23 protein-coding genes and 2 tRNA genes are annotated in these 20,975 nt (G+C 57.5%); 10 read left to right on the top strand and 15 right to left on the bottom strand.

All coding sequences use genetic code 11. The features are described from left to right. The first annotated feature begins 85 nt into the window (after positions 1 to 85). The gene (gene rmf / locus ABVR31_RS12130) at positions 86 to 253 is read left to right on the top strand and encodes a ribosome modulation factor (RefSeq protein WP_013508548.1); all 168 of its coding nucleotides are present in this window, start codon (positions 86 to 88) and stop codon (positions 251 to 253) included. A gap of 65 nt (positions 254 to 318) precedes the next feature. Here the strand turns inward: rmf and fabA are convergent, their stop codons facing one another. Both fabA and ABVR31_RS12120 read right to left on the bottom strand, forming a co-directional pair. Continuing rightward, positions 319 to 837 carry a bifunctional 3-hydroxydecanoyl-ACP dehydratase/trans-2-decenoyl-ACP isomerase gene (fabA, locus tag ABVR31_RS12125; protein WP_010616565.1) on the bottom strand — a complete coding sequence of 173 codons (519 nt, stop codon included), beginning with the start codon at positions 835 to 837 and terminating at the stop codon, positions 319 to 321. A 67-nt stretch (positions 838 to 904) separates the two neighbouring features. Then, positions 905 to 2,767 carry a Lon protease family protein gene (locus tag ABVR31_RS12120; protein ID WP_241797785.1) on the bottom strand — a complete coding sequence of 621 codons (1,863 nt, stop codon included), beginning with the start codon at positions 2,765 to 2,767 and terminating at the stop codon, positions 905 to 907. A gap of 53 nt (positions 2,768 to 2,820) precedes the next feature. Between ABVR31_RS12120 and matP the strand changes: the two genes are divergently transcribed. Continuing rightward, positions 2,821 to 3,288 (top strand): macrodomain Ter protein MatP, encoded by a 468-nt coding sequence (matP, locus tag ABVR31_RS12115; protein ID WP_021508308.1) that lies wholly within the window; start codon positions 2,821 to 2,823, stop codon positions 3,286 to 3,288. 69 nt (positions 3,289 to 3,357) lie between these two features. Here the strand turns inward: matP and ompA are convergent, their stop codons facing one another. Together ompA and sulA are read right to left on the bottom strand one after the other, a co-directional pair. Beyond that, on the bottom strand, positions 3,358 to 4,428 hold the full coding sequence (gene ompA / locus ABVR31_RS12110; protein WP_058759727.1) for a porin OmpA: 1,071 nt from the start codon (positions 4,426 to 4,428) through the stop codon (positions 3,358 to 3,360). Positions 4,429 to 4,776: 348 nt separating this feature from the next. Beyond that, positions 4,777 to 5,268, bottom strand: a complete 492-nt coding sequence (gene sulA / locus ABVR31_RS12105) for an SOS-induced cell division inhibitor SulA (RefSeq protein WP_031279848.1) — start codon at positions 5,266 to 5,268, stop codon at positions 4,777 to 4,779. A gap of 224 nt (positions 5,269 to 5,492) precedes the next feature. On the opposite strand from sulA, the gene ABVR31_RS12100 reads away from it, so the two are divergent. Further along, on the top strand, positions 5,493 to 6,122 hold the full coding sequence (locus tag ABVR31_RS12100) for a TfoX/Sxy family DNA transformation protein (protein WP_058759726.1): 630 nt from the start codon (positions 5,493 to 5,495) through the stop codon (positions 6,120 to 6,122). Here the strand turns inward: ABVR31_RS12100 and yccS are convergent. Continuing rightward, a complete protein-coding gene (gene yccS, locus ABVR31_RS12095; protein WP_371220914.1) occupies positions 6,119 to 8,257 on the bottom strand; it encodes a YccS family putative transporter in 2,139 nt (712 codons plus the stop codon). The two genes, ABVR31_RS12100 and yccS, sit on opposite strands and share 4 nt — an antisense overlap. Before the next feature lie 8 nt (positions 8,258 to 8,265). Next, a complete protein-coding gene (locus ABVR31_RS12090) occupies positions 8,266 to 8,709 on the bottom strand; it encodes a YccF domain-containing protein (protein ID WP_021508303.1) in 444 nt (147 codons plus the stop codon). 123 nt (positions 8,710 to 8,832) lie between these two features. Here ABVR31_RS12090 and helD point away from each other — a divergent pair, with 123 nt between their 5' ends. Beyond that, complete coding sequence (gene helD / locus ABVR31_RS12085) at positions 8,833 to 10,887, top strand: DNA helicase IV (RefSeq protein WP_371220915.1); 2,055 nt, start codon at positions 8,833 to 8,835, stop codon at positions 10,885 to 10,887. Between the two features lie 4 nt (positions 10,888 to 10,891). On the opposite strand, the gene ABVR31_RS12080 is transcribed toward helD, so the two are convergent. Together ABVR31_RS12080 and ABVR31_RS12075 are read right to left on the bottom strand one after the other, a co-directional pair. Then, positions 10,892 to 11,353: a methylglyoxal synthase gene (locus tag ABVR31_RS12080; protein WP_021508301.1), complete on the bottom strand. Its 462-nt coding sequence runs from the start codon at positions 11,351 to 11,353 to the stop codon at positions 10,892 to 10,894. Positions 11,354 to 11,421: 68 nt separating this feature from the next. Further along, complete coding sequence (locus ABVR31_RS12075) at positions 11,422 to 12,048, bottom strand: DUF2057 family protein (protein WP_021508300.1); 627 nt, start codon at positions 12,046 to 12,048, stop codon at positions 11,422 to 11,424. Between the two features lie 174 nt (positions 12,049 to 12,222). Here ABVR31_RS12075 and ABVR31_RS12070 point away from each other — a divergent pair, with 174 nt between their 5' ends. Beyond that, entirely contained in the window at positions 12,223 to 12,636 is a 414-nt protein-coding gene (locus ABVR31_RS12070) for a CoA-binding protein (RefSeq protein WP_021508299.1), read from the top strand. A gap of 31 nt (positions 12,637 to 12,667) precedes the next feature. Here the strand turns inward: ABVR31_RS12070 and hspQ are convergent, their stop codons facing one another. Next, positions 12,668 to 12,985 carry a heat shock protein HspQ gene (gene hspQ, locus ABVR31_RS12065; RefSeq protein ID WP_021508298.1) on the bottom strand — a complete coding sequence of 106 codons (318 nt, stop codon included), beginning with the start codon at positions 12,983 to 12,985 and terminating at the stop codon, positions 12,668 to 12,670. 59 nt (positions 12,986 to 13,044) lie between these two features. Then, positions 13,045 to 14,235, bottom strand: a complete 1,191-nt coding sequence (gene rlmI, locus ABVR31_RS12060) for a 23S rRNA (cytosine(1962)-C(5))-methyltransferase RlmI (RefSeq protein ID WP_031279846.1) — start codon at positions 14,233 to 14,235, stop codon at positions 13,045 to 13,047. Between the two features lie 82 nt (positions 14,236 to 14,317). On the opposite strand from rlmI, the gene yccX reads away from it, so the two are divergent. After that, complete coding sequence (yccX, locus tag ABVR31_RS12055; protein ID WP_058775394.1) at positions 14,318 to 14,596, top strand: acylphosphatase; 279 nt, start codon at positions 14,318 to 14,320, stop codon at positions 14,594 to 14,596. Here the strand turns inward: yccX and tusE are convergent, their stop codons facing one another. Both tusE and yccA read right to left on the bottom strand, forming a co-directional pair. Then, a complete protein-coding gene (tusE, locus tag ABVR31_RS12050) occupies positions 14,597 to 14,923 on the bottom strand; it encodes a sulfurtransferase TusE (RefSeq protein ID WP_010616552.1) in 327 nt (108 codons plus the stop codon). Between the two features lie 100 nt (positions 14,924 to 15,023). Then, entirely contained in the window at positions 15,024 to 15,680 is a 657-nt protein-coding gene (gene yccA, locus ABVR31_RS12045) for an FtsH protease modulator YccA (RefSeq protein WP_021508295.1), read from the bottom strand. Between the two features lie 223 nt (positions 15,681 to 15,903). On the opposite strand from yccA, the gene ABVR31_RS12040 reads away from it, so the two are divergent. From ABVR31_RS12040 to agp, 3 genes are all read left to right on the top strand, one after another. Next, positions 15,904 to 15,991, top strand: a tRNA-Ser gene (locus ABVR31_RS12040). A gap of 39 nt (positions 15,992 to 16,030) precedes the next feature. Then, positions 16,031 to 16,118 (top strand) — tRNA-Ser (locus tag ABVR31_RS12035). A gap of 256 nt (positions 16,119 to 16,374) precedes the next feature. Continuing rightward, positions 16,375 to 17,997, top strand: coding sequence for a bifunctional glucose-1-phosphatase/inositol phosphatase (agp, locus tag ABVR31_RS12030; protein WP_288444415.1), 1,623 nt, complete (start codon positions 16,375 to 16,377; stop codon positions 17,995 to 17,997). 119 nt (positions 17,998 to 18,116) lie between these two features. On the opposite strand, the gene ABVR31_RS12025 is transcribed toward agp, so the two are convergent. Genes ABVR31_RS12025 through wrbA form a run of 3 tightly spaced genes read right to left on the bottom strand, consistent with a single transcriptional unit; the run spans position 18,117 to position 20,393 of the window. Continuing rightward, the gene (locus ABVR31_RS12025) at positions 18,117 to 19,490 is read right to left on the bottom strand and encodes an NAD-dependent succinate-semialdehyde dehydrogenase (protein WP_166718662.1); all 1,374 of its coding nucleotides are present in this window, start codon (positions 19,488 to 19,490) and stop codon (positions 18,117 to 18,119) included. Between the two features lie 52 nt (positions 19,491 to 19,542). Then, positions 19,543 to 19,773, bottom strand: a complete 231-nt coding sequence (locus tag ABVR31_RS12020) for a YccJ family protein (RefSeq protein WP_021508292.1) — start codon at positions 19,771 to 19,773, stop codon at positions 19,543 to 19,545. Positions 19,774 to 19,793: 20 nt separating this feature from the next. Next, positions 19,794 to 20,393 carry an NAD(P)H:quinone oxidoreductase gene (gene wrbA, locus ABVR31_RS12015; RefSeq protein WP_021508291.1) on the bottom strand — a complete coding sequence of 200 codons (600 nt, stop codon included), beginning with the start codon at positions 20,391 to 20,393 and terminating at the stop codon, positions 19,794 to 19,796. A 312-nt stretch (positions 20,394 to 20,705) separates the two neighbouring features. Here wrbA and ABVR31_RS12010 point away from each other — a divergent pair, with 312 nt between their 5' ends. Continuing rightward, positions 20,706 to 20,870, top strand: coding sequence for a general stress protein (locus ABVR31_RS12010; protein WP_010616548.1), 165 nt, complete (start codon positions 20,706 to 20,708; stop codon positions 20,868 to 20,870). The last annotated feature ends 105 nt before the right edge of the window (positions 20,871 to 20,975 follow it).

The following is a 20,975-nucleotide window of genomic DNA, read 5'->3' as shown; positions in this document are numbered from 1 at the left end:
TTAGAACATTACTGTGGTTGAACATTAATTCACCACTCTTTCTTTCCACCAGATTCCACCAGACCTGAAATGAGGGAAACGAGGTATGAAGAGACAGAAGAGAGACCGCCTGGAACGAGCACATTCACGAGGCTATCAGGCAGGCATTACCGGCCGCTCAAAAGAGATATGCCCTTATCAAATGATCGATGCCCGGTCTCACTGGTTGGGAGGTTGGCGACAAGCCATGGAGGACAGGTCGGCGGTGGCTTAGGCACCGTCGGATGTCTGTAAACAGGAAAAAAACCTCCGCTGCGTGCGGAGGTTTTTGTTGGCGGATCAGAACGCTGAAGTGTCTTTAAACAGGCCCACTTTCAGGTCAGTCGCGGTGTAAATCAGGTTGCCGTCGACGAACACTTCGCCATCGGCCACGCCCATCACCAGCTTGCGGTTGATGACGCGTTTGAAGTGAATTTTGTAAGTAACCAGCTTCGCCGTCGGCAGAACCTGGCCGGTGAATTTCACTTCACCCACACCCAGCGCACGGCCTTTACCTTCCGCACCCAGCCAGCCGAGATAGAAGCCAACCAGCTGCCACATAGCATCCAGACCCAGACAGCCTGGCATCACCGGATCGCCTTTAAAGTGGCAATCAAAGAACCACAGGTCAGGGCGGATATCCAGTTCGGCTTCCACATAACCTTTATCAAATTTGCCGCCGTCTTCGGTCATTTTGACCACGCGGTCCATCATCAACATGTTGTCAGACGGAAGCGGCGGGCCATTCTCGCCAAACAGTTCGCCGCGACCAGAGGCAATCAGGTCTTCTTTGCTATAGGATTCGCGTTTATCTACCATGTTCTCAATATGCCTTCTTTTAGTGAAGCCCGAATATTAGCGAACAGTTGTACGCTGGGCAATGTAATCAGCTGTGGTTGAACCAGTTGAGCCAGCGTAATGGCCAGGGCCGCGGTCGGTTTTCCTGCTGATTGAGCTGAGTAATGCGCTCCTGAATGGTGCTCAGCAGCGAGTCGCCGCTTTCGCTCTGCCAGGCAATACCGGTTAACAGCGGCAGCGCTTCGTCAACGCGCTCAATCGCCCAGATATGGAACTGGCCCTGCTGCACCGCTTCTACCACGTCGTCGCTGAGGCTGAGATGGCGGACGTTGCTGGCAGGCAGAATGACGCCTTGTTTGCCGGTCAGCTCACGCGACTGGCAGATATGGAAGAAGCCTTCGATTTTCTCATTCAGACCACCCACCGGCTGCACGTTACCAAACTGGTCCACCGAACCGGTAACGGCAATCTGCTGGTTCAGCGGCTGGTTTGCCAGCGCGCTGATCAGCACACACAGTTCGGCCAGCGAGGCGCTGTCACCGTCGACTTCGGAGTAAGACTGCTCAAACACCAGCGATGCCGAGAAGGGCAGCTGCTGTTCCAGCTCCAGCTCGGAAATCAGGTACGCCTGCATGATCATCATGCCTTTGGCGTGGATGTTGCCGCCAAGCTCCGCTTTGCGCTCCACGTCGGTAAATTCGCCATCGCCCGGGTGCACAACACAGGTGATGCGTGATGGCTCGCCCCACGGACGTGGATGACCAGGGAATTCAATCACCGACAGGCCGTTGATCTGACCAACCACTTCGCCTTCCGTTTCGATCATGATCTGATTTAACAGGATCTCATCGCGCATCCGGTCGGCAAGGAAACTCTCGCGCCACTGGCGTGCTTCCAGCGCCTCTTTCAGCGCCTCACCATTCAGTGTCTCACCGTGCAGCGCGGCTTCCTGCAGCTGACGGCGCAGCCAGCGCGGGCACAGCGGCAGCGTGTCCTGATCGCCGGTCAGACGCACCGCTTCCTGGATCAGCAGCGGCCAGAAATCAGCTTCGGGTGGTGTCAGACCGGCCAGCTCCGCCTGGCATAGCGTCCAGCGGCACCAGTTGGCCATGTCATCCTCATCGACCAGCTGGAGATTCTCTTCGAACTCGCTGTAGAGCGCCATTTCGTGCACTTCAACGTCCAGTTCCTGGAAGCTGGCCAGCGCCTCGCGATCGCCACATAAAATCAGACGCAGCTGCAGCGGCAGCGGGGGAATGGTCACCGGCAGGGGACGACGCTCGTCCGGTGAGTACCAGTCGAAGCGACCCAGCTCGATCACTTTGCGCAGGCGCAGCCACAGCAGCGGCTGCGCCAGCAGGGTATTGATCGACAGAATCAGCGTGCCACCGTTAGCCTGATGCAGCAGACCGGGCTCCAGCTGTACGCGATCTTTATACTGACGCACGCAGCCAAACAGCTGTTCGGACTCAATCCAGTCGGCATAATGCACGCCGCCGGTGCTGGTGAAGGGACGGCCGGCGTCGACAGGCGGTTGCAGGCTGACATTGTCGCCCATCACATGGTAATCACCGCCGTACAGCGCGTCCTCGTCAGGCTGAAAGCGCTGCGCCGCCTCGGCAATCCACGCCAGATAATCACTGTTTTCCTGGCTGCGTAACAGCAGCAACGGAAAGCCCAGCGTTTGATGATGTAAATGCGCCAGCGCATTCAGCAGACGCGGCTGAACCGCGGCAAGCGTATCGCTATCTTCCAGAGAGACGGTTGAGAAAAGTGATTGGTAGCGTGAGCTATCCGGCTGCAGGGCTTGCCACGTAAGTTGAGTGCTGGTCAAAATATTCGCATTAGTCTGGTTCAGGAAAAGCGCGATTATACAGGATTCAACCCGGTTAAGCACGGCGCACTTCCGGCCTGAACTGTGATGGCCGCAACATGTTTTTCCTTGCTGCATCCGGGAAAAAAGCTGTTATTCTTAGTTTGTTACGTGATCACGATGAGATTCCGATGAAATACCAGCAACTCGAAAATCTTGAAAGTGGATGGAAGTGGAAATACCTGGTGAAAAAGCATCGGGAAGGTGAGCTGATCACCCGGCATATTGAACTGAGCGCTGCGCAGGCGGCGGTAGAGACGTTGCTGGCGATGGAGAATAACCCGGTTGAGGTCGGTGACTGGATCGCAAAGCATATCCATCCGGAGCTGGAAAACCGTCTGAAACAGACCATACGCGCGCGGCGCAAACGTCATTTCAACGCCGAGCATCAGCACACGCGGAAAAAATCGATCGATCTGGAGTATCTGGTGTGGCAGCGTCTGGCCGGTCTGGCGCAGCGTCGTAACAGCACCCTGTCAGAGACCATTGTTCAGCTGATCGAAGATGCGGAACGCAAAGAGAAGTATGCCAGTCAGATGTCAACGCTGAAGCAGGATCTGCAGGCGATTCTGGGTAAAGGCGGCGCGGATAACGAATAGCAAAAAATTGCGTGTGATAAAAAGCCAAAAAAAACCCCGCCGAAGCGGGGTTTTTTATTGCGCGATAACTTAAGCCTGTGGCTGAGTTACAACGTCTTTGATACCTTTCACGTCGATTTCAACTCGACGGTCTGGCGCCAGGCAGTCGATCAGGGCATTGCGGCCTTTCACGCTGTCACAGGTGTTGCCAGTAACTGGGTTAGATTCACCCATGCCACGTGCAGAGATTTTGTTAGCCGGGATACCTTTAGATACCAGGTAGTCGACAACAGACTGAGCACGTTTCTCAGACAGTTTCTGGTTGTACTGGTCTGAACCGATGCGGTCGGTGAAGCCCAGAACCACAACAGAACCGTCTTTCGGATCCATTGAGCTCAGCTGGCTGTACAGCTGATCCAGAGCCTGCTGGCCTTCTGGCTTCAGGGTAGATTTGTTGAAGGTGAACAGCACGTCAGACTTCAGAGTGAAACGCTTGGTTTCAACAACCGGAGCCGGAGCTGGCGCTGGAGCAACAACTGGTGCAGCAGCTTCGTCCTGACCGAAACGGTAAGAAACGCCGACGCTCAGCATGCTGTTGTCTGGACGCGCACCAACGGTACCTGCGTCACCGATGTTATTAACCCACTGGTAGTCCAGGCGAGTCGCCCAGTTTTTGGTCAGTGCGTATTCAACACCAACAGCAGCCAGCGGAGAAACGCCGGTGTCGTGGTTGCTGATGCGGCCGTTGTCTGGGTTGGTCTGAGTTGAATCAGCACGCCATACCATGCCGCCCAGACGGGTGTACACGTCCAGATCGTCAGCAATTGGGTAGCTCAGTTTAGCTGCCAGCTGAACGCCCTGTGCTTTGAATGCGCCATTGGTCACGTTGCCTTTGTTCGGCATACGGCCCAGCCAGTCGTAGCCCAGCTCGAAGCCCAGGTATGGGTTAGCCTGGTAGCCCAGGAAAGCACCTGCGCCCAGCTGAGATTCGTGAGTTGGACCGTCGTTGTTTTCGTAACCGTTACCGTAGTAACCAGTATCGTGATACTGAGACCAGCCCAGTTTAGCACCGGTGTACCAGGTGTCATCTTTAGGAGCGGCCTGCGCTACGGTAGCGAAGCCAGCCAGTGCCACTGCAATTGCGATAGCTGTCTTTTTCATTTTGCGCCTCGTTATCATCCAAATAGGCAATGAGCAAAAAGGTTGCTCTTGGTTGTAATCCTTCGCCGGGTCTAAACGCTCGCTTATGACTCTACCGAAAAAACGGAGGTTATTGAGCACCCTGGCGAGGTAAAGTCTACAACGAGATTGGAAACTTACAAGTATGATGTGACGTCAGCGGATAAAAAAACAGGGATTTATACACACATTTTAACAAATGACATGGCAAAATTTTCGCTACCAGAAAAGAAAAATGCGGCTAAGCCATTGTCATAGCTGGCGGGAAAAGAATCAGTGGCTTAGCCGCAACTTTGTGAAAAAATAGCGTGAGAAAAATCTTAGTTTTACTTAATGAAACAAATCAGAGGGAATTTTTGCGCTGTTTGGCTGTCTGGACAGAGCAAGATCCCGCCCCTGAGGACGCATAATCAACCCCAGCGCTTCGCCTTCGGCGGCTGCCTGCTCAAGTTCCAGGCGCTCTTCATTGCTCAATTCATAAGGAATCCAGGCAAGTACCACGCTGTAGTTGCCGGTGCGCAACGCTTTCACCATGCTCTCAACCGTGCTTAAACGCTCGGATTCCGTAATATGCATACTCTTTTCCAGCGGTAATCCTGACTGCTGCATCCAGCTGCGGTTCAGTTTGTGCGCTGGCGTCAGCCACAGCTGCCAGCGTGACTGGGTGCTCAGCTGCTTGAGGACTGGCAGTAACAGCAGCGGCATGATGCCGGGCTGCTCGCTATAACGCAGTTCAGTAATACCACCCAGAGAAGGTTGCGTTAAGCCCGTCGCAGCGAAACGGTGAGCACGATCAGCAGGGCCAGAGTATTGAGTACGCATATTTTAATCACTCAGTAATGAACTGTATGAATATACAGTAATGAGTTCCTGGATAAAGATCAACCTCAATTTCTGAAAATGCCTCGCAAATTCCGCACAAGATCCGCGCGTTGCCGCTTTTATTCATTGAACAGCTAAATCGTTTTTTCTATCTTCTAACCAGATGAATCTCTGAGCTTTTTATAGGAAATTTCCCGCGCAAGGAATGAGGAAAAGGGGACGTTATGAAGAAAAATAATCCGGTGGTTGAGCAGTCCAAAGCCCAGTTAGCGGCATTGGGAAAAATTGAATCGCGCACCCAGTTTGGTGGTTACGCGCTGGCGGTCGAAAAGGTGGTGTTTGCTTACATCAATGAGGATGCGCTCTATCTGCGCGCCAGCGAGGCGCTACAGCACTATGCCGCACAGCGCCCGCTGGAACCGTTGATATACCGCAAGCGCGGCATGCCGGTGACGCTCAGCTACTACAAAGTGGATAAACAGCTCTGGCAGGACGCCGATCAGCTGCTGCGCTTATCGGCCAGTTCGCTGTCTGCGGCGCGCGCCGAGGCGGCGAACAGACTTGTCTTGCTCAGGCTGAAAGATCTGCCCAATCTCAGCCTGCGCATGGAGCTGATGCTGCACAAAGTCGGGATCAATTCTGTTCGCTTGCTGTATGAAATGGGCTCGCGTCAGAGCTGGCTGAAGTTGCGGGCGGTGAATAAAGACATCGGCCTGAAAACGCTGCTGGCGCTGGAAGGGGCCATTTCCGGCCATCACCAGGCCGCTTTGCCGGCGGCGGTACGTGAAGAGTTGAGCGCCTGGTATCAGGAAACGCTCCGCCAGCACGCCGCGGCGGAGCGCCTGTTGCCTTAAGCGGCGGCGAGGGTGCGGCGCAGGCGGGCAATTTCCGGCAGCAGCGCAATCAGCAGCCCCAGCTGCTGCAACACCAGCGGTGCCTGCGCCTCCTCACTGGTTTTCAGCGCGCTCAGGCGCTGCATCAGTGCCTGCTGCATCGTTTCCGCCTGCGCTTCGCTGACGCGTTCGATCTGCAGCACATCCTCGACGAAGCATACCGCGTCATCTAAAAGTGTCAGCAGTTCGCCCTGCGTCAGCCGCTCCCGGTGCGCGCCCAGCGCCGAGATGTAGCTGAGAAACGAGTGGTTGAGGCACATCAGACGGAACGCATTCTCGCGCAGCGGCGGCTGTTGCTTCAGTTCGCCGCTGATATTGGACACCACAGACGCCAGTTCCGCATCGGCGTTATGCGCGTCACGGCGCGCCACGCGGTAGGCGAGACGGTTATCTTTACCCTGATGATACTGTTCCAGGATGGCATCAAGATAACGACAGTTGGCATTCAGCGTGCGATCGGCAACCGTCGTCAGCTGACGGAAACGCCAGTCAGGCCAGACAAACGCCACCGCCAGCCAGGCCAGACCACAGCCGAGCAAGGTATCCACCACGCGCGGCAGGGCGACATCAAAGCCTTCACCCAGCAGATTGAAGCACAACAGCACCAGCAGAGTGATGAACAGCGTCGCCTGCGCGTACTGAATCTGGCGGAAGGCAAAAAACAGCACGCCGCTCAGCACAATCAAAACCAACTGGCCCTCAATAGAGGGCACCAGCCACAGCACCGGCAGGCCAATCGCAATACCGGCCAGGGTTCCGCCAATACGCAGCGCCAGCCGCCGCCGTGTGGCGTTATAGTTGGGCTGGCAGACAAACAGGCTGGTCAGCAGGATCCAGTAGCCGCGATGCAGGCCGGTAAGCTGAATGAAGGCGTACCCCACGCACAGCACCAGCGACATGCGCACCGCGTGGCGGAACAACGCCGAGGTCGGACTCAGATGGCGACTGAGGCGCAGACGGATATCCGCCCAGCCACTCAAGCCTTCACGCGACAGATGGTGATCGCTCTGCGTCAGCGGTTCTGCCAGCCGCTGCTCTGATTCTATCGACGCCAGCTGCGCATCAATGGCGCGTAAGTTGCGCAGCAACCAGAACAGCGGACGAATGTGCGTCGCCTGCGGATCGTTATGTTGCAGGCGCTGCAGGGCGGTCTCCAGCCGTTCAAAGCTGCGTGCGAAGTGGCTATCGTGGTGCCACGGCTGGCGCAGCACGATATTCTCTGCCAGCTGGCGACAGGCCTGCGCCTGCATGTTCAGCAGTCGCTGAAAGCGAAACAGCACCTCGTTGTAGCGCCAGTCATCGCGCAGCAGGTGATATTGCAGATGCGACGAGCTGGCGCGCTCGTGAATATCCTGCGCCACAAAATAGTAATGCAGGCTGCGCCGCGTGCTGCGCGAGCCGCGGTCGCCGCGTAAACGGCTCTGAATGGTGGTTTTTGTCAGGTTGAGCTGCGCCACCAGCTGGCTATTGACCATCGCGGTGGCGATCAGCGCCGCGTCATCCTGCTCACCGCCGTCGGGATCAAACAGATTGGCCTTGGCTTCCAGATAGCGCGCCAGCTGGGAAAAGCTGGCGGCCAACTGCTCCTGCACCGGGCGCACCGGAAACATCAGGTGGCCGATAAAGGTCAGCAGGTTGTACCACAGCGCGCCAATCAGCAGCAGCGCCGGCTGCATCCACCACTGCGGAAACAGGCCAATGCCCAGCATGGTGTACACCGCGATCAGCAGGGCACCAAACGCAATGGTGGCGTAGCGCTGCCCCAGCGCGCCCAGCAGAATAAATCCCCAGCTGGAGAGCGCCAGACCGATAGCAAACAGCCACGGGTGCGGAAACAGCAGCTCGACCGAGACCGAGGCAATGCAGAAGCACACCAGCGTGATGAGCAGGTTGCGCACGCGGCCGGTCCAGCGATCGTCAAGATCGGCCAGCGCCGCCGCCACGACGCCGAGCGTCAGCGGGATGGTCCACTCAATCTGCTGCAGCCACCAGGGAACGGCGGCACAGCCGGCCAGCGCGAAGAAGATGCGCAGCAGGTAGCGCAGGCTGCTGTTGAACAGATAACGGCGCCAGCCGGGCATAGCGTCAGGCATCATCTTCAGCCTCAGTAGCGGCGCCGCGCGTTGGCTTCACGCGCCGCCTGCGCTTCTTCCACTGACACCACGCGACGACCTACCGGCCACAGCGCGATAGCGGCGATTTTGAAGTGGGCAATGCCGGTCGGAATACCGATGATGCTCAGACACTGCAGGATGCCGGTCGAGATGTGCATCAGGCACAGCCACCAGCCAAAGAAAATCAGCCAGAACAGGTTGAGGAAGGTGCCGCCGGCGTTCAGCACGTGGCTTTTGCTCTCCGGGCGCAGCACGTCAACGTGAACCGCTTCGTTGCCAAACGGCAGCAGGGACAGTTTGGTGATCTCCCAGCAGGAGCGGGTTAGCGGTAGGGTAAAAATCAGCACGATGCTGATCAGCGTGGCCAGCAGCCAGCCGAGGGTGGTGATAAAGCCGCCAAGAACAAAATTCAGAATATTAAGCACGGTGCGCATAACGCGATTTTCCTTTTGCAATCCGCAATATGTGTCGCCCAGTTTAGCGTGTTTTAAGGCTGGAGCGCTAAGGGTCTGACAGGTAAACTGCGCGATAATTGAATTCCACATGACGGTGCGGAGATGGAACTAAAAGCAACATCCATGGGCAAACGGCTGGCACAGCATCCCTATAACCGGGTGCGACTGCTGGCTGCCGGTGTGGAAGTCAGCGGCGATCGCCACGAGTACCTGATCCCGTTTAATCAGCTGATCGGTATCACCTGCAAACGCGGCCTGGTGTGGGGCGAGCTGGAGTTTTTGTTACCGGAAGAGAAAGTGGTGCGGTTGCACGGCACCGAGTGGCAGGAAACCCAGCGTTTTTATCATTACCTGCAGCAGGCGTGGCAGCAGTGGAGCCTCGAGATGAGCGAAATCAGCGCGCAGGTGCTGAGCGCGCTGCAGCAGGAGATCGTCGCGTTTACCGGCCAGGATCGCTGGCTGAGGCGCAGCGAGCTGGCTGCGGTAAAAGAGACCATCACGCGCCAGTTTTCCGCCTTACCGCTGCCGCTGGCACGGCTTGAGGAGTTTGATAACTGCCGTACGCTGTGGCGCTTTTGCCAGCAGTGGCTTGAGCAGGGCGAGAGCGCGATTCGGCAGCGCAACCGTGAATGGAGCGCGCGGGTGATCAGCGATAATCACGCCTTCTTCTCCACCGTCGAAACCACGCCGCTCAATCCATCGCAGTGTGAGGCGGTGGTTAACGGTGAAGACGCGCTGCTGGTGCTGGCTGGCGCGGGCAGCGGTAAAACCTCAGTGCTGGTGGCGCGCGCCGGCTGGCTGTTACAGCGCAAACTGGCGCAGCCGGAGCAAATCCTGCTGCTGGCTTTTGGTCGCCAGGCGGCGGAAGAGATGAACGATCGGATCCAGACGCGGCTGGGTGAGAGCGCGATTCAGGCGCGTACGTTCCACGCGCTGGCGCTGCACATCATTCGTGAAGGCAGCAATAAGCAGCCGGTCATCAGCCGGCTGGAAAGTGACAGCAGCGCGCGACGTCAGTTGCTGATCGAAAACTGGCGCGAGCAGTGCAACAGCAAAAAGGCGCAGGCCAGCGGCTGGCGACAGTGGTTGCAGGAAGAGCTGGCGTGGGACGTGCCGGAAGGTCCGTTCTGGCAGGATGACAAACTGGCGCAGCGTCTTGCCGTGCGGCTGGAGCGCTGGCTCGGCCTGATGCGCATGCACGGCGGCGCGCAGGCGGCGATGATTGCCGATGTGCCAGAGCCGCTGCGCGACAATTTCACGAAGCGCGTCAGGCTGATGGCGCCGCTGCTGAAAGCATGGAAAAGCGCACTGAAAGCCGAGGGCGCGGTGGATTTCTCCGGGCTGATTCACCAGGCGATCGCTGTGCTGGAGAAGGGCCGCTTTATCAGCCCGTGGAAGCACATTCTGGTGGATGAATTCCAGGATATTTCCCCGCAGCGGGCGGCGCTGCTCAGCGCGCTGCGTCAGCAAAATAAGCGCACCAGTTTATTTGCGGTCGGCGATGACTGGCAGGCGATCTATCGCTTTAGCGGCGCGGAGATGAGCCTGACCACCGCGTTTCATCACTATTTTGGCGAAGGCGACCGCTGCGTGCTGGATACCACCTACCGCTTCAACGATCGCATCGGTGACATTGCCAACCGCTTTGTGCAGCAGAATCCGCATCAGCTGCGCAAGCCGCTCAACAGCCTGAGCAAAGGGAACAAGAAATCCATTACGCTGCTGCCGCAGGAGCAACTGGAAGCGCTGCTCGACAAGCTGAGCGGTTACGCGAAGCCTGACGAGCGCGTACTGCTGCTGGCGCGTTACCATCATCTGCGTCCGGCCATGCTGGATAAAGCCAAAACCCGCTGGCCGAAACTGCGTATCGACTTCATGACCATCCACGCCAGTAAAGGTCAGCAGGCGGATTTTGTCATCGTGCTGGGGCTGCACGAAGGGCGTGACGGCTTCCCGGCGCAGGCGCGCGAGTCGATCATGGAAGAGGGACTGCTACCGCAGCCGGAGGATTTTCCGCATGCTGAAGAGCGGCGCCTGGCCTACGTGGCCATCACGCGCGCGCGTCAGCAGGTATGGCTGATGTTTGATAAAGAGCGGCCTTCCGTGTTTGTCGAACACCTGCGCGAACTGGGCGTTGCGCAGAGCCGGAAGGCCTGAGCCATCAGGCTTTCAGGCGTTCCGTCAGGTAGCGCTGATAATCGGGGATCTGGATGGTCACTTCGCTGGCAAACATCGGCGAATGGATAATGAAATCCGCGGTGGCGCGGTTGGTCGCTACCGGGATATTCCATACGGTAGCCAGGCGCAGCAGCGCTTTGACGTCCGGATCGTGGGGTACTGCATTGAGCGGATCCCAGAAGAAGAACAGCACATCAATTTTACCTTCAGCAATCAGCGCGCCGACCTGCTGATCGCCGCCCATCGGCCCGCTGAGCATGGCATTCACATCCAGTCCGGTGTGACGATTGATCAGGTTGCCGGTGGTGCCGGTGGCGTATAGCACGTGAGGTTGCAGCGCATTTTGATTGATTTTCACCCAGTCCAGCAGCGAGGCTTTGCAGTGGTCGTGGGCAACGAGGGCGATGTGTTTCTGAACTTTCAGGGTACGAACGGTCTGCTCCATGGGGCTTCCTGTTTCGGCGCGTGCAAACGTAGTGAATGCACGAGTTTACCCCTGGCGTTCAGCTGCTATCAACTTGCGCGTAGGGTTTTCACCCAACTGATAAAACGCTGCCGCGTGGCAGCATCAACACGCTGCAGCCAGCGTTGCAGCGCGGGCAAATTACTGGCGTCCTGCCATACCATATCCAGACTGAGACTGGCGTCCGGTACGCTGGCCGCCTGCAGCGCAAAGCGCGGCACGCTGGCCGCCTGCGCCGTACGGTTGTAATTGATCATCGCCTGTTCAACATTGCCGCTGCTCTCACCCGGCAACCGATCGCGAATGCTGGCTATTTCATTACCACGCTCATCAATCAGCTGAAAATTCAACGATTTATCAAACAGGCTGCGTTCGCGGCGGTTATTCAGCGCCGGCAGGCGAATCGCTACGGAATGGGCGTCGGCGGTGAAGGTGACGATCATCAGTTCTGAGCGGAAGTGAGTGGCATCGGCGCAGGGTTTATCCACGCGAAACAGAAACTGATGCTGACCGCGCTCCAGCTCAAGGCTGTCCGCGCCTTTCAGCAGCGAACCTGAGATTTTGCGCCCATCCAGCACCAGCAGGTCGATCTGCGGATCGAGCTTCAGGGTGATGGCATGGCAGGTTGCCGATACGAGCAGCAACAGCAAACCCGTAACAGCCAGAGACAGCTTCATTTCAACTCCCGGAACAGGGGAAAAAGGGCGATGTGTAGCAAATTATTACATTATGGCAGTTAATTTACATTTTAACATATTTATTCGTGTCGCCGCGCAAACTTTTCGTGCGCTGCGCTTGCACTTTAGCGTGCAATGGCATCTACACTCAGGCGAGTGAACAAGGAGAAAAACATGAACGACCAAACGATTCGCGATGTCCTGACGCAAACCCAACGCATCGCGCTGGTCGGTGCCAGCGATCGCACTGAGCGTGCCAGCTATGGCGTAATGAAATACTTGCTCGATCAGGGTTATGACGTGGTGCCGGTGAGCCCGAAGCTGGCGGGACAGCAGCTGCTGGGCCAGACCGTATATGGCACGCTGGCGGAGATCCCGGGCAAGATCGACATGGTGGATGTGTTCCGCAATTCCGAAGCGGCATGGGGCGTGGCGCAGGAAGCGATTGCTATCGGCGCCAAAACCCTGTGGCTGCAGCTGGGCGTAATCAATGAGCAGGCGGCGGTGCTGGCGCGTGATGCCGGGCTGACGGTGATTATGGATCGCTGCCCGAAGATAGAAATTCCGCGGCTGGGCGTAACGCGGTAAAGACAAACGGCGACGCGCAGTCGCCGTACCCTTAATGCCGCAGGCTGGGCGCCTGCAGCTGCTGGCGGATCGAAGCGGCCAGCTCATCCATGGATGGCTGTTCCGGATGTTCGAACGAGGTTTCGCCGGCCAGCTGAATCTCAGCGATATAGGTATGCACCTGTTCGCCTTCCTCATCTTCCATCACCACGTGATACCAGGGAGCGGCACGCAGCGATTCCGTCGCGCCAACCTCATCCAGCTGTGGATCGTCCAGCGAATACTCCGGGTCGACATCCACAATCACGCCGAGCACCCCGGAGAGACGGTGCCGGACCTGCTGTCCAATTCCAAATTTACTGGCAATCATTGTGACCTCCCAAAACTTTGCCCTGCCACCGATATGGGGGCAGGGACAGCGTTTTCAAGTCACAGCACGCGACAGGCAAAGCCTTTCAGATAAAGCCCTTCAGGATAGCTGGCTATCACCGGATGGTCGGCTGCCTGACGGAACTGCTCTATAAATTGTACATCACGACCGGCATCAACAGCGGCATCGGCGATAATTTTCTGGAACAGCTCGGTGGCCATCAGCCCGGAACAGGAGAAAGTCAGCAGAATGCCGCCCGGATTCAGCAGCTGCATTGCCAGCATGTTGATGTCTTTATAGCCGCGGCAGGCGCCCATCAGCTGGTTTTTATTCTCAACGAATTTCGGCGGATCCATGACGATCATGTCGAACTTCTCGCCGCTGTCGCGGTAGCGACGCAGCAGTTTGAACACATCGTCACGCAGGAACTGCGCGCGTGAGACATCCAGCCCGTTAAGCGCCACGTTCTGTTTTGCTACGTCAAGGGCGTCCTGCGAGGTATCCACACTGATCACTTCCCGGCAGCCGCCGAGCAGAGCAGAGACCGCAAAGCCGCCGGTGTAGGAGAAACAGTTAAGCACGCGGGCATTTTCCGCGTAACGACGGGTGGCAAAACGGCTGTCGCGCTGATCAAGGTAATAACCGGTCTTGTGACCGCCCTGAATATCCACCAGCAGCTGCATGCCGTGCTCGGTTATCGGCAGCAGCGCAGGCGGCAGTTCACCGCTTACGGGACCCTGCGCCAGCTCCAGGCCCTCTTTCTTGCGCACCGCCACGTCAGAGCGGTCATAGATGGCGCAGTCGGGATAGCACTGCTGCAGCGCCGAGACGAGAGCCGGGCGCTGATACTCCGCCCCGGCCGACAGCAGTTGCAGCACCAGGAAGTTACCGAAGCGATCAATCGTGACGCCCGGCAGTCCATCGGACTCGCCGGCAATCAGGCGATAGCTGTCCAGCCCGTCGCGCTGCGCCAGCCAGTCGCGCCACTGCTGCGCTTTCTGCAGCGTGCGCACAAAGAAGGCGATGTCGATTGACTCATCCTGCTGCCAGCTCCAGACGCGCGCGCGAATTTGTGACTGAGGAGAGTAGGCGGCGCGGGCCAGCCATTTGCCGTTGCTGTCACAGATATCAATGGTTTCACCCGACTGGGCTTTACCTTCCATACGGGCAACGGCCCCGGAGAACACCCACGGATGGCGGCGGAGCAGGGATTTTTCACGTCCCTTAGCGAGAATCAATCGAACGGTCATGTTTGCTATGCTTACCTGAAAAAATGAGGCGCCATTTTCCGGTGGATGGCGGCAAAATGCAACGCACAAAGGGGAGATCGCCATGGCGACGACAGGTTACAAAATCTGGGTTCACGGCAGGGTGCAGGGCGTGGGCTTCCGTTATTACACCCAGGCGCAGGCGAACGCGCTGGGCGTCACCGGCTATGCGCATAATCTGGCCGATGGCAGCGTGGAGGTACTGGCGGCGGGAGAACCGCAGCAGGTGGAGTCACTGATTGCGTGGCTGAAGGCGGGCGGACCGCCCAGTGCCCGGGTCGATAAGGTGCTGGTGGAGCCGCATCAGCTGGCGGAGCGGCCGACGCGGTTTACTACCGGATGATCACAGACACTTCGCCGGTTTTGGCAGGCCAGCGATTTTAGTGGCCTGTTTGGCCGGACCTTCCGGAAACAGGCGAAACAGATAGCGGCTGTTGCCTTTCTCTTCGCCATATTTTTGCGCCATGGCTTTGACCAGCATGCGCACTGCCGGCGACGTATTAAACTGCTGATAAAAATCACGCACAAAGTGCACCACTTCCCAGTGCGCTTCACTCATCTCAATCGCTTCCTGCTGGGCGATGGCCTGCGCCAGCGCTTCACTCCAGTCGGCGCTATTTTTCAGATAGCCTTCTGCGTCAGTGGCAATTTCTTTACCGGCAAAAATCACGTTGTTTCCTCATATCGTCAGCGCGCCTATTGTAAAGGCGGCGGCAGATAAAAAGCAAAAACCCCGCCGGAGCGGGGTTTAACGGTGCGTGCTTTACGTCTTAGTCGCGGTTGGCGAAGCCCAGCAGGCTCAGCAGGCTGACAAAGATGTTGTACAGCGAGACATACAGGCTGACGGTGGCGCGAATGTAGTTGGTTTCACCGCCCTGAATGATGTTGCTGGTTTCCCACAAAATGGCACCGGCAGAGAACAGAATAAACAGGGCGCTGATCGCCAGGTGCAGCGCAGGCAGCTGCAGGAAGATATTGGCAACCACGGCCACCAGCAGCACCACAAAGCCGGCCATCATCATGCCGCCAAGGAAAGACATGTCGCGACGCGTGGTCAGGACATAGGCGGAACAGCAGAAGAACACCAGCGCGGTGCCGCCCAGCGCCATGGCGATAACATCACCCATACCGGCGGTGAGGAACGAGCTGAGAATCGGGCCGAGGCAGTAACCAAGGAAGCCGGTAAAGGCAAACGCGGCCAGAATACCCGCCGGGCTGTTCGCCAGGCGATAGGTCAGGAACATCAGCCCATAAAAGCCCACCAGCATCAGAATCAGTCCCGGCGAGGGCAGGGCGTAGACGGTGCTGAGCGTGGCGGTGACGGCGGAAAACGCCAGCGTCAGGCCAAGTAAGAAATAAGTATTGCGCAGCACTTTATGGGTGCTGAGTAGCGACTGCTGCTGTGACGAGCTAATTATTCTGTCCATCATGCGCTCCTGTTAGAGAGAGAACACCAAATATGGCCTGAGAATACGCAACGGTCAGAGGACAGAAAAGGCGTTTTACCCATCTTTACGCGATAAATTGCTGTTTCACTGAGCAGAATGATGATTAAGACGGCAAAAAAATCATTTTTGACTGTTTTTCAGGCGAACGAATCATTGGATGCTTTACATCGTTCGGGGGGATGTTTATAGTGCGCCTCATTGCGGAGGGGTGGCCGAGCGGCTTAAGGCAGCGGTCTTGAAAACCGCCGATGGGAAACCATCCGAGAGTTCGAATCTCTCCTCCTCCGCCACTTCACACTCTCGCAGTGTGAGGTGACAAAAAGATTTCAGGAGGGATGGCCGAGTGGCTTAAGGCAGCGGTCTTGAAAACCGCCGATGGGAAACCATCCCAGAGTTCGAATCTCTGTTCCTCCGCCATATAAGAGAAGCCCGCAGCGATGCGGGCTTTTCGCTTTTCTGCTTTCCATCCTTCTGAAAAACATCCTGAAGCTTTTCAATCTGCTGCCGTAACCCGACGGCCAGCGCGTTTACTGCTATAGTCGATGCACGGTTTTTGCAAACATCTGGCGATTTTCTCAGGCAAGCTGGGTTACACTGTGCGGTAATTCGCTCTTTGGCGAGCTAATCGCTTGAATGCCAGAGTGTTTCCCTGATGAATTATGGAATAGGCACAATGATCAAGAAACTGAGTCTTTGCGCGCTGTCAGTGATCGCGGCGCTGCCGATGGGTATGAGCGCTTACGCCGCGGATGGCGATATGCAACTGCAGCAGGTCCTGATGCTGAGTCGTCACAACCTGCGTGCCCCGCTGGCCAACAATGGCAGCGTGCTGGAGCAGGCGACGAAAAAAAGCTGGCCGCAGTGGGATGTGCCCGGCGGTGAGCTGACCACCAAAGGCGGCGTGCTGGAAGTCTACATGGGTAACTACACCCGTCAGTGGCTGGCCCAGCAGGGGCTGGTACAGAACGGCACCTGTCCGGACAGCAGCAACATTTTTGTCTATGCCAACAGCCTGCAGCGCACCGTCGCGACGGCGCAGTATTTCGTCACCGGTGCTTTCCCGGGCTGCGATATCGCTGTCACCCATCAGGATGCGATGGGCACCATGGACCCCATCTTCAATCCGGTGATCACCGATGGCAGCGAAGCGTTTAACAAGAAAGCGCTGGCGGCGATGACCGCAGCTAATGAGAAGCTGGCGCTGAAGCCGGCCTTCCAGCGGCTGGAAAAAATCGTGGATTACAAATCAGCCCCGGCCTGTAACGGTAAGAAACAGTGCGACCTGAGCAGCGGCGACAACACCTTTAGCGCGGAAAACGGCAAAGAGCCCGGCGTCAATGGCCCGCTGAAAGTGGGTAACTCGCTGGTCGACGCCTTTACGCTGCAATATTACGAAGGTTTCCCGGCGGATCAGGTTGCCTGGGGACAAATCAAAACGCCTGAGCAGTGGAAAGAGCTGGCGGCGATCAAGAATGGCTATCAGGATGCGCTGTTTACCGCGCCGGAAGTGGCGCGTGACGTTGCCGCCCCGCTGGTGGATTACATCCGCAGTCAATTGGTCGATCAGGATAAAGCCACCGCGCCAAAAGTCACGCTGATGGTCGGACACGATTCGAATATCGCGTCATTGCTGAGCGCGTTGCAGGTTAAGCCGTACGAGCTGCCGGGTAACGACGAGAAAACCCCGATTGGCGGCCAGGTGGTGTTTGAACGCTGGCACGATGCAAAGAACAATAAAGACCTGCTGAAAGTGGAGTATGTCTATCAGACGGCGGATCAGCTGCGGAATGCCGATGTGCTGAGCCTGAAGAACCCACCGAAGCGCGTTACGCTGCAGCTGGCGGGGTGTGACACTGACGCCAACGGCTACTGCAGCTGGGATCAGTTCACCAGCGCGCTGAACAACGCGCTGCAGGGTACACCGCTGCAGCCAGCCGCACCGGCACCGGCCGCACAGCCTGCTGCCGCGCCGGCAGCCAGCGATGACGCACAGGCCAAAGCGGATCAGGCCAGCGCGGATAAAGCGGCAGCTGACAAAGCGGCGGCTGATAAAGCTGCAGCGCAGAAAGCCGCTGACGCCAAAGCCGCTGAGGAAAAAGTGAAGGCGGACAAGGCCGCGGCGCAAAAAGCGGCGGACGACAAAGCCAAAGCTGAGAAGGCCAGCGCTCAGAAGGCCGCTGAGGAGAAGGCGAAAGCCGATGCTGCAGCAGCGCAGAAAGCGCAGGCTGAGGCAGCGCCGGCGAAGCCGGAGGCGGACGCTAAACCCGCGCAACAGCCGGCAGCAGTCAGCAACTAAAACGCCAGCAGGGTCGCCATGCACGGCGACCCTGCTGTGTTGTTACCGGCTGCGCATTGACGCGCACCGCAGTGAACCGAATAAAACCACCGTTCAGTTCAACGGTGGTTTCATGCCGCTTAACCGGCTACCACGACCAGTTTCTGGTTAGCAAACTCCTTCAGCCCGAGATCGGACAGTTCACGGCCATAGCCGGAACGCTTCACGCCGCCGAACGGCAGCTCAGCCGCGGTATCGCTCTGCGAATTGATAAACACCATGCCGGTCTCAATCTGCGAAGCCATGTTGCGCCCGCGCGCAATGTCCCGCGTCCACACGGAACCGCCCAAACCGTAGTGCGAATCGTTAGCCAGCGCCACGGCAGCACGATCGTCCGCCACCACATACACCTGCGCCACCGGACCGAAAAACTCCTGATAGTAAGCCGGGTTATCCGGCGTCAGGCCGGTCAGGATGGTTGGCTGGTAGTAGCAGCCAACGCCGTCGATTACGCGTCCGCCGCACTCCACGCGTGCGCCATGCGCCACCGCCTCGTCCACCTGTTTCACCAGCCGGTCACGTGCATCCTGTGATGACAGCGGCCCCAGCGTGGTTTTTTCATCTAACGGATCGCCGGGCGTAGCGGATTGCAGCGCCGCGCTAAACTTAGCCATAAAGCTTTCGGCAATCTTTTCATGCAGAATAAAGCGCTTGGCCGCGGTACACACCTGACCGCAGTTGCTGAGCCGCGCCTGCGCCCCCTGGCGCACCGCTTCATCAATGTCGGCATCGTCCAGCACCACAAACACATCGTTACCACCCAGTTCGAGCGTGGATTTTTTCAGGTGCTTACCGGCCTGCTCAGCCACCGCGCTGCCAGCGCGCTCTGAACCGGTGAGCGCCACGCCCTGCACGCGCGGATCGGCAATCAGATCGGCCACCTGCTGGTTAGAGATAAACAGATTGGTCCACGCGCCCTGCGGCGCACCGGCTTCCAGCACCAGCTTTTCAAACACGTCGGCGCAGTGCGGCACAATATTGGCATGTTTCGCCAGTACCGGGTTGCCCAGTGCCAGGTTCGGTGCCAGCACGCGCATCAGCTGATAATACGGGAAATTCCACGGCTCGACGGCCACTACCACGCCAATCGGATGGTATTCGAGCCAGGCATCACCGACATCGCTGGGATAGGGCTGTGCCTGCAACAGCCTTGCCGCATGTTCGGCATAATAGCGCGCGATGCTGGCGCAGATTTTCACTTCGCCGCGGCTCTGGCCAATCAGCTTACCCATCTCTTTGCTGGCAATGGTGGCCAGCTCTTCGCTGTGCTGGTCGATCAACTCTGCCAGACGCTGCAGCACCTGCAGACGCGGCTGAATATCGCCTTTGCTCCACGGCGAATGGTAGAGCGCATCGGCGGTGTGCAGCGCCTGCTGCGCGTAGCTGTCATCGTGTGATGGCCAGGTTTTCAGCAGCTGATTATTGGCCGGATTAATGCTTTGATAGGCTGACATAAAGGCTCCCTGACGGCTAAAAATGAGAAGGCGGGACATGCCCGCCTGTGCTTCAGATGTTTTTGCGTTCAACCGGCTTATCGTCCCACGTCAGGACGTCCTGGTCGGTTTTCTCAAACGCGCGGAATAACACCTCATCGCTGCCTTGCTGGCGCCAGATCTCTTCGGCAAGCCGCTCGTCATAATTCGCCACTTCGAAAATTGCTTCAGCGATTTCCGGTGAGGTGTGACGTAAGGTCGCCCATTCGCCCACGTGGTGAGCTTTAAACTGTTCTGTTGCCATAACTCTCTCCTGTTGGGAATTTATCCTTTCAGTTTTACCGCCAGACCGGCGACGTATTGGCCCTGATAACGGGCAATTTCCAGTTCTTCCGCCGAGGGCTGGCGCGATCCGTCACCGCCCGCCAGCGTGGTTGCGCCATACGGCGTACCGCCACGCACCTGCGAAATATCAAACAACTCTTTAGTGCCGTAGCCGATGGGCACAATCACCATGCCGTGATGTGCCAGGGTGGTCCACACCGAGGTGATAGTCTGCTCCTGACCGCCGCCAGTGCCGGTAGACGCAAACACGCTGGCAATCTTGCCGTACAGCGCGCCAGAGGCCCACAGGCCGCCGGTGCGGTCCCAGAAATTACGCATCTGACCGGACATGTTGCCGAAGCGCGTCGGAGTGCCGACGATGATGGCATCGTACTGCGGCAGGTCGTCCGGTTTGGCTTCCGCCGCCGGCTGATTAACCTTCCCGCCGACCTGAGCAAACCGTTCGGCATCCATACTTTCCGGCACGCGCAGAATGGTGACTTCGGCACCGCTCACGCTCTTCGCACCGTCCGCCACCGCGTTAGCCATGGTTTCGATATGTCCGTACATGGAATAATAAAGCACCAGAATTTTTGCCATCGTGTTTTCATCCTGTGGTGTAAGGAACAGAAAGAAGTATAGAAGAGGCTGCGCGCTATGCTGGTTAGCCATTGAACAGTCACAGAGATCGCGCTGCGACTTCTGCCGCTAAATGCTTGTTTTTCAGCTGAATATCTCGCCATAAAAACGATGCTAAGCGGTTTATCTGTTGCAAAGTATGAATATGTGCCTGATTGTGCGCATCCATTGGCTATGCTTTAAGCGGGTGTGGCGAGATATTACGCACCTGACCTGACACTGTTAGCGCAGTGAAATGTCTTCACCACCTATGCTCAATACCTGGAGGAAATGATGGCTCAACATCGTGGAGGATCAGGCAACTTCGCGGAAGATCGCGAAAGGGCCGCGGAAGCGGGTCGTAAAGGCGGTAAAAACAGCGGCGGGAATTTCAGAAATGATCCGCAGCGTGCTGCCGAAGCAGGTGAAAAGGGGGGACGCAGCCGCGCGAAAAAATAGTGCGTCTGTGACGGTATCCCCGGCCGCCGGGTATGCCCGGCGGTTACAATGATTGCAATTTGCCCGGCTAATCAGCAAAAATGTGCGCCAGTCCTCTATTCTGGT

It is taken from the genome of Pantoea sp. WEP, assembly GCF_041678305.1.
In the GTDB taxonomy this organism is placed as follows: Bacteria; Pseudomonadota; Gammaproteobacteria; order Enterobacterales; family Enterobacteriaceae; genus Pantoea; species Pantoea dispersa.
The sequence above is the reverse complement of the archived record's forward strand: the minus strand, read 5'-3'. Positions and strand labels throughout refer to the sequence as shown.